Here is a 14,168-nt window from a genome sequence, read left to right on the forward strand (position 1 = left end):
ACGCGGCTTCGCCACCCTCAAAAACTGGCGCATCCTCACCCGCGCCCGCTGCAGCACCCACCACGTCACCACCCACGCCAAAGCCATCCTCACCCTCGAACACCAAGGATGAAAAAGGCTCATTGCACGCGCGGAGGCTCAGCGGAGGTGACGGAGGACCACTCCGGCCACCCCCGCCATCCCGGTGCGATACGGGTGGTACGCCGCCGCGGCGAGCAGTTTCGTGTGCTGCCCGTTGATCCACGCGGCACCGTTCGGCGCGCAGGCGTCATGTCCGGCGGACGGGCCGAACGTGTCCACGAAGGTCGCCTTGCCGTCGGCGGCGACGGCCTTCTCGATCGCCGAGTTCAACGCCGTCTCGACGTCGTTGAGCCAGGCGTAGTCGCCTTCGGCGAAGGGCAGGATCTTCGGGCAGTAGCCGGATTCCGGCGCGATCCGCGGGTAGCCGACGACGAGCACGTCGGCGCGCGGCGAGCGGGCGTGGATGCCGGCCAGCACCTTCTCCACGTTCTTGCCGGTGTCGGCGATCTTGGCCTTGATGGTGTCGACGCCGCCGACGGTGAACCTGTCCTGGCACGGGCTCCCGGTGGGATCGCTCGCGCGCAGCGTCGGGCAGGTGCCGACCAGCGTGCCGAAGACGCCGTAGTCGTTGCCGCCGATACCGACGGTGACCAGGTCGGTGTTCGCGCGCAGCGCGCTGAACTGCGGCGGGTTGCTGCCGAGGGTCACCCGTTGCCGTTGCGTCATGTTCGTGGTGTCGGCGCCACCGCAGCTGATGTCGGTGAACGAGCGCACCCGCAGCGCCGAGGCGAGGATCGACGGGTAGTTCTGCGTCGACTTGCCGCAGAAGAGCGGGTCGAGGCGGGGGAGCGGGATGAGCGGTCCGGAGGTGTAGGAATCACCCAGCGCGACGTAATTCCGGTAGGACCGCTCGGCGGCGGTGGCCGCCGTGGCGGAGGCGATCAGCAGGACGACGGTCGAGACGGCCGCGAACAGGACACGTCTTAAGCGCATGAGGACCCCGATCTCCGGACTGGATGGCCTCTCAAAAATGAACCGGATCCGGCCGGCCCGGCGCCGCCGATCGGGTGGACGAGCGCCGGTTTCACCCGCTTGGGCTGTCAGATCGGGTGATCGTCTTCCGGCCTGCGGTAGACCAGGAGATAGCGGTAGAAGAGAAGATTCCGCACCTTGCTCCCCGGCAGCAGCCGAGCCGCGTCGCGCCGGACGCGGCTCATCGGCGGGTAGGTCTCCACGATCGGCGCCGTCGGCAGCGGATCCGCCCCGCCGTTGAGCCGGTCGCCCGCGTACACGACCACCCTGGCCAGCGCGTTGACCGGCGACGCCACGGCGGCGCGCGCGTAGTCGGCGAACGTGCTGGGTCTGCCGAGGCCGAGCACGGCAAGGACACCGCCGGGGACCAGCGCGTCCCGCAGCCTCGTGACCGTGTCGAACGGCACATGGTGGAGTGATGCGAGGCAGGAGATGAAGTCGTACGCGCCCTCCGGCAGCTTCTCGGTGACGACGTCGGCCTGCCGGTACGAGATCGTGCCGGGGCCCGGCGAGCCGGCGGCGCGGGCGAGGTCGATCATCGAAGCGGACCGGTCGATCGCCTCGACGTGCATTCCGGTCGCCGCGAGCCGCCGCGCGAGCCGGCCGCCGCCGCAGCCCACGTCCAGCGCCACGCCGGGACCGGGAGGCAGCTGGTCGAGCAGCAGCGGATGGTAGTGGTCGTTGTGGTTGAACCCCATGCGTCGAGAGTGCCAGCAAAAGCCGCACGTAGACTCGGCCCGACAGGTAGCAAGGCTAAGAGGAGAGTTCGTGCCGCGAGGTGACGGCCGGGATTCCGAAGATTTCAGGGAATCCCCGGACCTGGCAGATCTGGACAGTTTCGCCGGTGTCGACGAATTGGGGGCACGCGCCCACGATCCGTCCGACGACACCGACCCGGATCTGGACGCCCCTGACGCCGCGTACCAGGCGGGTGGCGGTGCCGGTGGCGGCATCGGCGGGATCGGGCAGCTGGGGGACAACCTCGCGCTCGGCCCCGTGCCGGACCTCGTCGCCCCGGAGGACGTGGAACTGCACGAACTCGACGACCAGGGCGACGAGTTCGCCCCGGCCGACCCGAACGGGCAGCAGGCGCGCCGCGAGCTGCTCGCCGTCGAAGCCGAGCTGAACCAGCGGTGGCCCGAGACCAAGATCGAGCCGTCCCTCGCCCGGATCGCGGCCCTGGTCAACCTCATGGGTGAACCGCACCGCGGTTATCCGGTGGTGCACGTCGCCGGGACGAACGGCAAGGGTTCGACCACCCGGATGATCGACGCGCTGCTGACCCGCATGGGCCTGCGCGTCGGCCGGTACACGAGCCCTCACCTGCAGCTGGTCACCGAACGGATCGCGCTCGACGGCGCCCCCATCTCCGCCGCCGCCTACGTCGACCTGTACCGCGATGTCGCGCCGTACGTGACCATGGTGGACAACGCGGGCGGACCCGACGCGGTGCCGATGAGCAAGTTCGAGGTGCTCACCGGGATGGCGTTCGCGGCCTTCGCCGACGCACCCGTCGAAGCCGCGGTCGTCGAAACCGGTCTCGGTGGCTCCTGGGACGCCACGAACGTCGTGGACGGTGAGGTCGCCGTCATCACGCCGATCGGCGTCGACCACGTCGAGTACTTCGGCGGCACTCCGGCCAAAGCCGCGGTGGAGAAAGCCGGGATCATCAAGCCCGGCAGCGTCGCGGTCATCGCCGATCAAGACCCCGAAGTGCAGCAGATCCTGCTGGAACGCGCCATCGAGGTCGACGCGAGCGTCGCCCGCGCGGGCAGCGAGTTCGGCGTGATGGAGCGCGAGATCGCCGTCGGCGGGCAGATGCTGAAGCTGCAGGGCCTCGGCGGGGTCTACGACGAGATCTTCCTGCCCCTGCACGGCGCGCACCAGGCGGCCAACGCTGCGCTCGCGCTGGCCGCCGTCGAAGCGTTCTTCGGCGCTGGCAAGGACAGGCAACTGGTCGTCGAGGCCGTCCGCGAGGCCTTCGCCGAGGTCGAGACCCCCGGCAGGCTGGAGCGCGTCCGCGCCGCACCGACCGTGCTGCTCGACGCCGCCCACAACCCTCACGGTGCCAAGGCGCTCGCCACCACCGTCGCCGAGGAGTTCGCCTTCCGCCGCCTCGTCGCCGTGGTCGGCGTGATGGCCGAGAAGGACGCCCGCGGCATCCTCGACGCCCTCGAACCGGTCGTCTCCGAGATCGTCGTCACCAAGAACTCGTCCCCGCGCGCGATGCCGCTCGACGAACTCAACGACATCGCCATCTCGATCTTCGGCGAAGACCGCGTCGTGGCCGAGTCGAGCCTGGACGCCGCGATCGAGACCGCCATCGGCCTCGTCGAGCAGAGCGACGACCCCGAGGAGCCCCTGGCGGGCGGCGGCGTGCTGGTCACCGGCTCGGTCGTCACCGCGGGCGAGGCCAGGACCCTGTTCGGTAAGGAGCCGGCGTGACCGACGAGACCCCGAAACCGCCCGCCAAGGACCCGATGAAGTCCTTCCGTGGCGTGATGGCCGGTTCCCTGATCATGGAGGGCATCACCGTCGCGCTCGCGCTGCCGGTGGTGGCGAAACTCGGCGGCGGCGTCGGCTCGCTGACCGGCTGGTCGGTGATCGTGATCGCGGTCGCGCTGATCGTGCTGTGCGGTTTCCTGAAGAAGCCGTGGGCGGTGCCCGCGGTGCTGGTGTTGCAGGTCGCGCTGATCGCTTTCTTCGTCGCACTGCCCGCCGTGGCGATCCTCGGGGTGGTCTTCCTCGGAATCTGGCTGTGGCTGTTGTGGCTGCGGAAGGACGTGGCGCGGCGGATGGCGGCCGGGACGCTCCCGAGTCAGCAGCAGCAACCGCAGTAGGGTTTCGCGGATGTCATGAAAGGGTCGTTCAGGACAAAAATGTCCTGAACGACCCTTTCATGACATTGGGAGCGCTTACCGCAGTCGCACCACCCGCAGTTCCGGTGACCTCGCGATATCCGCGGCGCAGAACCGGCCCCGCACCCAGCCGCCCTGCGAGTACAACCGCGTCTGGTCGGTGAAATGCGGCGAGGTGACATCGGCCGACTGTGAATACGTCATGATCGTCGAGACATCCGGGCAGGCCTTGCCGCTGAACCCGACCACCTGCACGTAACTGGATCCGTGCACGACCTCGTGGTTGCCCTTGGCCGGGTCCCACAGCGACGTGATCACGTTGAGCACGCCGAGACCGCCAGGCCCGCCGTGGATCGGGATCCGCTGTCCGGCGCGTGTCACCGCCTGGTTGTCGCCGAGCCTGCCGTCGACGGGGAGTCCGTTGTCGCGGAATTCGGCGAGTGTGTCACCGAAAGCCTTTTGCACGTCGGGATTCCCGGTCGCGAGCGAATGCGGCGTCGTGACCGGCCGGTTCGGGTCGAACGGGACCTGCCAGATGTTCCGAAGGCCGTTGAGCCGGTTTCTGAACCGCTCGAAGAAGAGCGCGCCGCGGCTGTCGAGCCGGAACGTGCGGTCCCAGGCCGAAAGTGTCGCGCAGGCGTTGCCGACGGGCACCGGGCCTGACGTGGACGGAGCCTGCCCTTCCGGGAAGGTCGCGCACATCTTCGCCGTGTCGGCGGCCGCGAGTTCCGCGGTCCGGCTTCGATCGCGGTACAGCATTTCCTTCATCGACGACGGCGTGAAACCCTTGCCCGTCAAGCCTTCTTCGGTGGCGATCAGCGCTTCCCTCGTCCGGTCCGATCGCTGTGTCCCGGTCGTGCCGACGATCCGGGGGAGTGGCGCGATCGGCGCGCGGGCGTTGGAGAGCCAGGCGCTGTCGTTGGCGTTGAGTTCGTAGTCGCGTCGCTGTTGCAGCGGCAGCCGGGACGGCGCGAACAGGCCCGGCTCCAAGGAGCCCGGGTCGGAACCCCAGTCGCATGAGGACTTCGAACCGTCCAAGATGGACAGTCCGGTGCCGGGGAACAGCGCACGGCCCAGCGGGGTGCCGCAGTTCGCCGCCCGATCGTCGGTGACGTGCGGGACGACCTGGATGTCGCTGTACAACGCGTTGCCCGCCCGGTCGGCGGCGACGGTGTTGACCCACGGGACACCTTGGGTGTGCTCGAGCGCCGCGGCGACGTCCTTGGTGCTGCGCGATCCGCTCAGTTCGAACCAGGTGTTCAGTGCGCGCAGATTGCCCGCGTTCCCGTCTCGCAACGCATGCGCGGACGTCGTCGTCCATGGCGTCGGCACGCCGAACGCCGACCCGATCACCTGGCCGTAACGCGTTCCGTAGAAGGTGCGGCCGACCTGCCTGCGCTCGCCGTTCGGCTCCCGGACCTCGACCTTCACCTCGTGCGCGGTCATCTTCTCCGGTTTCCCGTCGACGAGGTACGTCGTCGGGTCGCCGGGTGCCAGCGGTACCTCGAAGAGGCCGAACGTGATGGCTGTCGACACCGTATGCGTCCACGCGACGTCGGCGTTGTGCCCGATCTGCGGCAGCGGGAGCCCCAACAGGCTTCCGCCGGCGACGTCGAACCGGCCGGGGATGGTCAGCTGCGACTGCCAGAACCGGCGTCCGCCTTGCCACGGATAGTGCGGATTCCCGAGCAGCAGGCCGCCGCCGGACTTCGTTCCGTCGCCGCCGATGGCGATGCCGTTGCTGCCGAGCTCACCCGACCCCATGGCCTTGCGGAGTCCGTCGGCGATCTTCGGTGCCGATTCCGGTCCCGCGGCCGGAACGTCCTTTGTGGACGGAGGCTGGGTGCGGACCAGGTCGGCCGCGAGCGCGCCTTGCCCACCCACCGAGGAGATGGCGTACAGGTGCCGGTAGAAGTCCAGCTCGGTGATCGGCCGGACCCAGTCCGCGCCGCCGCACATCGGATCGGTGATCCGCCGCACGCCGGTCCGCTTCAGATACTCGTTGTACCCCGCGACGTATCCGGCGGCGAGTTCCCGGACCTCCGTCCGCGGGCCTTGCGGCGCGGGCCGCGCGAGCAGCCGTTCGATCACGCCGGAATCGTTGATCCGCTGGAAGTGCAGGTCGCTGTCGAGGTTGTTCTTCGCCTCGCTCATCGCCGGATTGCCCTGGCCGCCCGGCCCGAGGTGCGCGGACCGCCGCGCGGAGACCGTCAGATAGGTGTTCGCGAGTTCGCAGATGTTGTCCTTGGCCGCGGCGAACCCGTAGCCGTAGCCGAGCCCGTCGAAGTCCTTCGCGGCGATGTGTGGAATCCCGTACTCGGTGTACGCGATCACCGCCCTCGTGCGGCCCAGCTCGCCTGCCGACGAAACCCCCGTCACCAGGCTCGACGTCGCCAAAGCCGCTGTGAGCAGCACGAGACCACGCTGGAATCTTCGCATCGTTCCCCCATCCGGATCGATCGTCCCCGGTGATCGACGCTACCGGCGGCGAGCGGCGGGAAGCATCGGCCGAACGGTTGAGCCGGCTACCGTCCGTTCGTTCATCGCCAGGTCAACCGCCGTTGGCCCACCGGCCGTGGCCGCGGGATAGAACCGCGCCATGACCGCAACCCACCACAACCGCCGCACGCTGCTCAAGGCCGGTCTCACCGGCGCCGGAGCGGTCGCGGGCGGCCTGCTCCTCCCCGGAACCGCGATCGCGAATCCCGTCCCGCTGATCCGCCGCGACCGCCCGGTGCTCACGCACGGTGTCCAGTCCGGCGACGTCACCACCGGTTCCGGCATCGTCTGGTCGCGCGCCGACCGGCCCGCGCGGCTGATCGTCGAGGTCTCCAGGGACCCCTCGTTCCGGCACGCGCGCCGCGTGCGCGGGCCGGTGATGAGCCCGGAGACGGGCGGCACCGGCAAGATCCGTGTCGCGGGCCTGCCGCCGGGGACCGAGGTCCACTACCGCGTAACCGCCGAAGCACTCGACGGCCGGACACACAGCGAGGCCGTCACCGGCCGGTTCGTCACCGCCCCGGTCGGCCGCTCCGACGTGCGCCTGGTGTGGTCCGGTGACGTCGCGGGGCAGAACTGGGGCATCAACCCCGAACGCGGCGGAATGACGATCTACCGCGCGATGGCCGACCGCCGTCCGGATCTGTTCCTCCACTGTGGAGACACGGTCTACGCCGACGCGCCGCTCACCGAGACCGTCGCGCTGCCCGGCGGGCGCGTGTGGCGCAACATCGTCACCCCGGAGAAGTCGAAGGTCGCCGAGACGCTCGACGAGTACCGCGGCCAGTTCGCCTACAACCTCCTCGACGACAACCTCAAGCGGTTCACCGCGAACGTGCCGGCCTATGTCCAGTGGGACGATCACGAAGTCGTGAACAACTGGTTCCCGGGTGAGATCCTCAACGACCGTCCCGAATACACCGAGAAGCGGGTCGACGTACTCGCCGCGCGGGCGTTCCAGGCGTTCCACGAATGGCATCCGATCGACCGGCGCCAGGCCGTCGACGGCCGCGTCTACCGCAACTTCCGGCACGGTTCGCGCGCCGAGGTCTTCGTGCTGGACATGAGGACCTACAAGGACGCCAACACCGCCGACCAGACCAAGCCGGGCCGGATCCTCGGCGACCGTCAGGCGCGCTGGCTCGTCGACGCGCTCGACCGCAGCACCGCCACGTGGAAGATCGTCCAGGCCGACCTCCCGATCGGCCTCACCGTGCCGGACGGCAAGGCCATCGAGGGCGTCGCCAACGGCCTGCCCGGCGCGCCCGGCGGCCGTGAGACGGAACTCGCCTGGGTGCTGCGGGAGATCTCGCGGCGCCGGGTGCGCAACGTCGTCTGGCTGACCGCCGACGTGCACTACACCGCGGCGCACCACTACTCGCCGGATCGCGCGTCCTTCACCGATTTCGACCCGTTCTGGGAGTTCGTCTCCGGCCCGCTCAACGCCGGCGCGTTCGGCCCGAACACGCTCGACCCGACCTTCGGGCCGGAAGCGGTGTTCGTGCACGCCCCGCCCGCCTCGAACACCTCGCCCGCCGACGGGTTCCAGCACTTCGGCGAGGTGAACATCGACGGACGGAGCGGTGCGCTCACTGTCGACCTGCGGGACGCTACTGGCGCTTCTCTGTGGTCGAAGACCCTGCAGGCCCAACGCTGAGTAGTTCCGTCAGTACCGCGATGCTGCGGTCGCCGTGCCCGGCCTCGGCGGCCCGCCGCACGAGGTCGTGCATCGGGAGCTGCCAGCCGACGTCGACGCCTTCCTCGGCCAGTCCGAGGTCGGCGGCGGCGCCGGCGTGGAAGATGTCCACCGAGGAGGCGGGATTCGAGTAGTCGCCGCTGTCGATTTCCTTGGCGAGCATCGGCAGAACCGAGATGATCATCTCGAACCACTTGGTGGCGTACGGCAGCAGCGTCTCGGCTTCGAGTCCGCGTGACCGCAGAGCGGCGGCGCCCTGGAAGAACCCGACCAGCGCGGGCAACAGGGTGCCGCCGACGGCCGTTTCGTACAGCGCCGCGAGGTCGGTGTCCTCGCCGAGGTGGACGGTGTCGCCGCCCAGCACCCGCAACGTGTCCAGGTGCTCGTCGAAAACGGTCTTGTCGCCGCCGTAGTACAGCAGTGTGTCCGGTCCGCCCACGGCCGACGGCACGTTCTTGATCGCGCCGTCGAGGTACCGCGCGCCCCGGCTCGTCGCCCACTCGGCCATCCGGCGCGCTCCCGCCGGTGAGCCGCTGTTCAAGGTGACCAAAGCGCGTCCGGTCAAGGAAACCGGCGCCAAGGCGGCGAGAGTGGCCTCGTAGGTGGTCAAGCAGGCGATGACCAACGGACTTGCACGCACAGCCTCTTCGGCCGTCGTGGCCCGCCGCGCTCCCAGCGCGACAAGGGGATCGGCCTTCGCGGCCGTCCTGTTCCACACCGTGGTCGGATGCCCGGCCGTGACGAACGCGCCCGCCAGAGCCGAGCCCATCGAACCGAGGCCAAGGACGGTCACCGGCGTCTTCGTCATTTTTCGCTCCAGTCAAAGGAAATCTTCGGGATGACTTCATGCTGGACGGTCGCGTACATTCGATCAAGTACCTACTATTTTGCCGGGTACTGACAAAAAGGTAAGTGACGCGATGACCAAGAATCGGACGTTCACCTGCGGCCTCGACGCCGCGATCGCCGTCGTGGGCGGCAAATGGAAAGGGCTCATCCTGTTCGCGCTCCAGGACGGGCCGCTGCGCTTCGGGGAGCTGCGGCGCGCGGTGCCCGGCATCAGCGAACGGGTGCTGATCCTGCAACTGCGAGAGATGGAGGCCACCGGACTGCTGCATCGCGAGGTGTACCACCAGGTCCCGCCGAAGGTGGAGTACTCGCTGACCGCGTTCGGGGATTCGCTCAACACGGCGATGGCCGCGCTGGGGGAGTGGGGCGACGAGCACCTGGAGCGTATCGAGGCCATTCCCTGGTCCGACGTGAAGTGAGCGGCGAAGCACCCAGTAGGCTCCGGGCGAATAGCACGAAACCCACCCAAGGAGAAATACCGCCGTGACTGAACGCACGCTGGTCCTCGTCAAGCCCGATGGCGTCGCGCGCGGCCTCGTCGGCGAGGTCATCTCGCGCATCGAGCGCAAGGGCCTGAAGCTCGCCGCCCTCGAACTGCGCACCGTCGAGCGCTCGGTCGCCGAGGAGCACTACGCCGAGCACAAGGAGCGCCCGTTCTTCGGCGACCTCCTCGAGTTCATCACCTCGGGCCCGCTGGTCGCGATCGCCGTCGAGGGCCCGCGCGCCATCGCCGCCTTCCGTCAGCTCGCCGGCGGCACCGACCCGGTCGAGAAGGCCACCCCTGGCACCCTGCGCGGCGACTTCGCGCTGGAGACCCAGTACAACCTGGTGCACGGTTCGGACTCCCCGGAGTCGGCCGAGCGCGAGCTCAAGCTCTGGTTCCCCGAGGTCTGACACACTCGTGGGCGGCGCGGGATCGCCGCGCCGTCCACGGATCGGGGAGCTTCGATGACACCGGACGAGTACCTGGAACGGCTGCGGGAACTCACCACCGGTTTCGCCCGGGTGGCACGCACCGCGGACCACGCCGCGCCCGTGCCGTGCTGCGGCGACTGGCGCCTGCGTGACCTGGTCGTCCACCTCGGCAACGTGCACCGCTGGGCGGCAGGGATCGTGCGCACCGGCGACCCCGCGCAGCAGATCTTCGAAGCCGAACCGGGCGCGGATCTCGCCGCCTGGTACGGCGAATGCGCGGATGACCTCATCGAGGCGTTGCGTGAGGCTTCCCCGCAGGACGGCGCCTGGAACTTCACCGCCGCCGCCAAGACCAAGGCCTTCTGGTTCCGCCGCCAGGTCCACGAGACCGCGGTGCATCTGCTGGACGCGCACCGCGCGGCGGGGACCGAGCACACCCTCGACCCGGCCATCGCCGCCGACGGCGTGGACGAGGTCCTCCTCGGCATGCTGCCGAAGGTGAAGCGTTGGCACACCCCGCCCGTGGTCACCGTTCCGTTGCTGCTGAAGACATCCGACACCGGACACGCCTGGTTGATCACACCGCCGGGCGAAAGCGACGTCCCCGGTTCGCGAACGGCCGATCCCGCCGAAACCGCGGAAGCCGTCGTCGAAGGGCCCGCGGAAGGGCTGGACTTGCTGCTGTGGCAACGGATCGAACTCGATGGTGCGAGCCTCGAAATCACCGGTGACGTCGCGGCGGCGGAGACGTTCCTCGCCGGGCCTCTCACGCCCTGACCTTCGGCGCCCTACGCCGTTCGGTTCACGTTCACCTCCGGGTCTTCTCCTGGCGGCTCGCGTCCGCTGTGCTGAGCCGAGCTGCCTATCACTCGATCGTGGGGTATTTCGTGAGAAATTCACGCCTGTTGCTGCTCGCTGCCCTGCTGCCCGGATTGTTCGTCGCCGCACCGGCGCACGCCGATTCTCTGGCCGCTCCACTCGGCCCCGCGCCCATCGAAGCCGCCCCCGCGGCCTCCTCTGCGAAGGAGGGGCCGTCCGCGTACGCCGTGGCCGCGCCCGACGACGGTCTCGTCACCACCAGCGCGACTTCGCCCGTCGCGCCGGGCCTGAGCCTGACCGAGTTCGACCGCTACGACCCGGCGGGCTGGATCCGCGGCGACACCCTCGCCGTCGACCTCACCAGCAAGACGCTCAAGCCGACGTATCTCAGCCCTGGCACGGTTTCCGCGCGGACACCGCTTTCGCAACAGGTCGCCAGGGCAGGCGCGGTCGCCGGGGTCAACGGGGACTTCTTCGACATCAACGCCAGCGGCGCGCCGATCGGCGTCGGCATCGACGCCGGGAAACTCCAGACGGCGCCCGCGCGCGGCCACAACCTGACCGCGTCGATCACCGAAGAAGGCAAGGCGCGGCTCGCGGAGGTGTTCCTCGACGCGTCGGTCACCCTGCCCGACGGCCGGGTCGTGCCCGCGTCGAACTTCAACAGCCCCGTGCTGAGCGGGGACGCGATCGGCGTCTACACCCCGCTATGGGGCGCGTCTTCACGACGGACCTCGGTCGCCGGAGCCCAGCGTGTCGTCGAAATCGAGGTTTCCGACGGCGTCGTCACGCAGGTGCGTCCGCAGCCCGCGGACGGTCCGATCGTGGCAGGCACGACGATCCTGCTGGCCCGTGACGGCGGCGTGCACACGTTGTCCGGCTTGAAGACCGGCGACAGGGTGGGCGTCGCGTACGCGCCGAAGAGTGACGCGGGCAAGCTGTCCGTGTCGATCGGCGGGAACAAGGTCCTGGTGCGTGACGGTGCGATCCAGCCGGTCGACAACGTCGCCATGCACCCCCGGACCGCGGTCGGGTTCTCCGCCGACGGCACGAAGATGTGGCTGGCCACGGTCGACGGCCGTCAGGCGGACAGCCGCGGCATGACCGAACTGGAACTCGCCCGCCACCTGAAGTCGCTCGGCGCGGACGACGCGATCAACCTCGACGGTGGCGGCTCGTCGACCATGCTCGCCCGCGAGGAGGGCGAGATGTCGCCGCTGGTGCGCAATGCGCCGTCGGACGGCGGGGAACGCCTGGTGCCCAACGGCATCGGTGTCGCCACCGTGCCGGGAAGCGGGCGCCTGACCGGTTTCTCGCCCCGTCCCGCGCAGGACAGCGCCGACGCGACGCGCGTGCTCTCCGGGCTGACGCGAAAACTCGCCGCCGGCGGCCACGACGAGACCGGTGCCGCCGTCGACGGCAAGGTCCAGTGGCTCAGTACGAATCCTGTCCGCGGCACCGTGACCGGCGGCGTGTTCACCGCGCACGCCGACAGGCTCCGCCCGGACTCGCCCGCGAGCGTCGACGTCTACGCCAAGCGCGGCGGCGTCATGGGCAAGGCGACGCTGAACGTCCTCGGCTCACCGGTCCGCTTGGGCACGAGCACCGAGCAGGTCGCGTTGTCCGGCGAAGGCGCGAAGAGCACCTTCAAGGTGTTCGGCTACGACGCCGACGGCTACGGCACGTGGATCGAGCCCGACGACGTCAAACTCGACTACGACCCCGCGGTGGTGCGGATCGAACCGTCCGGCGACGGGTTCGCCGTCACCGCGCTGAAGGCTTCGGGTGCTTCGGCGATCACCGCCACCGCCGGCGGCAAGGTGACGCATCTGGCGGCGTCCGTCGGCACGGAATCCCGCGTGGCGGCGTCGTTGGACGGCCCGGCGGGCTGGACCGCGAGCGTCTTCCCCGCCGTCGTCGGCGCCGCGCTTTCCGAGGCACCCGGGCGTGACGGCGGACGCGGTCTCGCACTGGACTACCGGCTGAACGGGACCAACGCCACGCGCGCCGCGTACGTCAACTCGGCGGCACCGGTCGCGTTGCCGCCCGGCACCCAGCGCGTCGGCCTGTGGGTCAACGGCGACGCGAAGGGCGCCTGGCTGCGGGCGGAACTCCGCGACGCCGCCAACTTCCCGTCCGTCGTGGACCTGTCGTTGAGTGTCGACTGGACGGGCTGGCGCTACGTCCGCGCGGCGATCCCGGCCGGGCTTCCCGATGGGCAGCGGCTGACGAAGTTCTATGCCGTCGAGAACGTCCCGGCCCAGCAGTACGAAGGACGGCTGGTCTTCGACGACCTCACCTTCGAGGTCGCGCCCGCGGCCGCCGTCCCGGCCGACCCGGCGCCGCGTGACCCGGCGCTGATCATCGACGGCGCCGCGACCGGCGGCCTGCGGATCGCCGTGGTCAGCGACGCGCAGTTCACCGCCGACCAGCCGGACGGCCCGCTGGTCGCCCAGGCCCGGCGCGCGCTGCGCGAGGCGGTGGCGGCGAAACCGGATCTCGTGCTGATCAACGGCGACTTCGTCGACCGCGGCACGGCCGCCGATTTCGTGCTGGCTCGCTCGATCATCGATGAAGAGCTCGTCGGCAAGGCGCCCTGGTACTACGTTCCGGGCAATCACGAGGCCGACGGCGGGCACGGGCTGGCGGAGTTCCAGGCGGCGTTCGGGGAGACCCACCGCGTCGCCGATGTCGCCGGGATCCGGTTGGTGCTCATGGATTCCTCGCGCGGATCGCTGCGCGCGGGCGGGTTCGACCAGATCCGGATGCTGCGCGAGGCGCTGGACGGCGCGAAGGCGGACCGGCGGATCCGCGGCGTGGTCGTCGCGATGCACCATCCGGTCAAGGACCCCAGCGCGGCCGGGAACTCGCAGCTGGCCGACCGCAAGGAAGCCGCCATGTTGACCGACTGGCTGACCGCCTTCGAACGTGAATCGGGAAAGCAGGCGGCCGCGATCGCCTCGCACGCGGGCGTTTTCAGCCTTTCGCGGGTCGACGGCGTGCCCTATCTGGTGAACGGCAACTCCGGGAAGTCGCCCGCGGCCGCCCCCGGTGACGGCGGCTTCGTCGGCTGGACGATGGTCCGGTTCGAGCCGGGCGACAAGGCGCAGCCGGTGCGGTTCGAAACGCGGCCGAACGTCGACGCGCTGACACTGTCCGGGCCCTCGTCGCTGGCGCGGGGGGAGAAGGCGGACGTCCGGGCGGTGGTGACGCAGGGAGCGCGTCAGGTGCCGGTTTCGTACCCGGTCAGCGCGGACTGGAAGGGCGGCTGGGGCACGCATGTCGCCGGCGGTTTCGTGCCCGCGATGCCGTGGGACGTCGCGTCGTTCGACCCGGCGACCGGGGTGCTGACCGCGCTGCGGGCGGGGGTGGCGAGCCTTTCGGTCACCGTCAACGGGGTGACGCGGAGTCTGTCGGTCACCGTCCGCTAATGCAATGAAAGGCCCCTTCATTGCAAATTTTGCAATGAAGGGGCCTTT

General features: G+C 69.7%; 11 protein-coding genes. 7 read left to right on the plus strand and 4 right to left on the minus strand.

Annotated elements, in window-relative coordinates:
* Window positions 1-138: 138 nt before the first annotated feature.
* Together DL990_RS20745 and DL990_RS20750 are read right to left on the minus strand one after the other, a co-directional pair.
* Window positions 139-1,014, minus strand: coding sequence for an SGNH/GDSL hydrolase family protein (locus DL990_RS20745; RefSeq protein ID WP_125799648.1), 876 nt, complete (start codon window positions 1,012-1,014; stop codon window positions 139-141).
* 107 nt (window positions 1,015-1,121) lie between these two features.
* Window positions 1,122-1,751 (minus strand): bifunctional 2-polyprenyl-6-hydroxyphenol methylase/3-demethylubiquinol 3-O-methyltransferase UbiG, encoded by a 630-nt coding sequence (locus tag DL990_RS20750; protein ID WP_125799649.1) that lies wholly within the window; start codon window positions 1,749-1,751, stop codon window positions 1,122-1,124.
* A 70-nt stretch (window positions 1,752-1,821) separates the two neighbouring features.
* On the opposite strand from DL990_RS20750, the gene DL990_RS20755 reads away from it, so the two are divergent.
* Both DL990_RS20755 and DL990_RS20760 read left to right on the plus strand, forming a co-directional pair.
* Window positions 1,822-3,498 (plus strand): folylpolyglutamate synthase/dihydrofolate synthase family protein, encoded by a 1,677-nt coding sequence (locus DL990_RS20755; protein ID WP_125785939.1) that lies wholly within the window; start codon window positions 1,822-1,824, stop codon window positions 3,496-3,498.
* On the plus strand, window positions 3,495-3,893 hold the full coding sequence (locus DL990_RS20760) for a DUF4233 domain-containing protein (RefSeq protein ID WP_125793108.1): 399 nt from the start codon (window positions 3,495-3,497) through the stop codon (window positions 3,891-3,893). Before DL990_RS20755 ends, DL990_RS20760 begins: the two co-directional genes overlap by 4 nt.
* Before the next feature lie 75 nt (window positions 3,894-3,968).
* Here the strand turns inward: DL990_RS20760 and DL990_RS20765 are convergent, their stop codons facing one another.
* Entirely contained in the window at window positions 3,969-6,350 is a 2,382-nt protein-coding gene (locus DL990_RS20765; protein ID WP_125799650.1) for a penicillin acylase family protein, read from the minus strand.
* 160 nt (window positions 6,351-6,510) lie between these two features.
* On the opposite strand from DL990_RS20765, the gene DL990_RS20770 reads away from it, so the two are divergent.
* Window positions 6,511-8,067, plus strand: a complete 1,557-nt coding sequence (locus DL990_RS20770; protein WP_125799651.1) for an alkaline phosphatase — start codon at window positions 6,511-6,513, stop codon at window positions 8,065-8,067.
* Here the strand turns inward: DL990_RS20770 and DL990_RS20775 are convergent.
* A complete protein-coding gene (locus DL990_RS20775; protein WP_125799652.1) occupies window positions 8,021-8,914 on the minus strand; it encodes an NAD(P)-dependent oxidoreductase in 894 nt (297 codons plus the stop codon). The two genes, DL990_RS20770 and DL990_RS20775, sit on opposite strands and share 47 nt — an antisense overlap.
* 112 nt (window positions 8,915-9,026) lie before the next feature.
* On the opposite strand from DL990_RS20775, the gene DL990_RS20780 reads away from it, so the two are divergent.
* The 4 genes from DL990_RS20780 to DL990_RS20795 all read left to right on the plus strand — a co-directional run bounded on the left by DL990_RS20780 (window position 9,027) and on the right by DL990_RS20795 (window position 14,120).
* Complete coding sequence (locus DL990_RS20780; protein WP_125785934.1) at window positions 9,027-9,374, plus strand: helix-turn-helix domain-containing protein; 348 nt, start codon at window positions 9,027-9,029, stop codon at window positions 9,372-9,374.
* Window positions 9,375-9,438: 64 nt separating this feature from the next.
* Window positions 9,439-9,849 (plus strand): nucleoside-diphosphate kinase, encoded by a 411-nt coding sequence (ndk, locus tag DL990_RS20785; protein WP_037310703.1) that lies wholly within the window; start codon window positions 9,439-9,441, stop codon window positions 9,847-9,849.
* A 54-nt stretch (window positions 9,850-9,903) separates the two neighbouring features.
* Window positions 9,904-10,647 carry a maleylpyruvate isomerase family mycothiol-dependent enzyme gene (locus DL990_RS20790; protein WP_125799653.1) on the plus strand — a complete coding sequence of 248 codons (744 nt, stop codon included), beginning with the start codon at window positions 9,904-9,906 and terminating at the stop codon, window positions 10,645-10,647.
* A gap of 128 nt (window positions 10,648-10,775) precedes the next feature.
* Window positions 10,776-14,120, plus strand: a complete 3,345-nt coding sequence (locus DL990_RS20795; RefSeq protein WP_125799928.1) for a phosphodiester glycosidase family protein — start codon at window positions 10,776-10,778, stop codon at window positions 14,118-14,120.
* The last annotated feature ends 48 nt before the right edge of the window (window positions 14,121-14,168 follow it).

This window comes from Amycolatopsis sp. WAC 01416 (genome assembly GCF_003947485.1).
Classification (GTDB): Bacteria; Actinomycetota; Actinomycetes; order Mycobacteriales; family Pseudonocardiaceae; genus Amycolatopsis.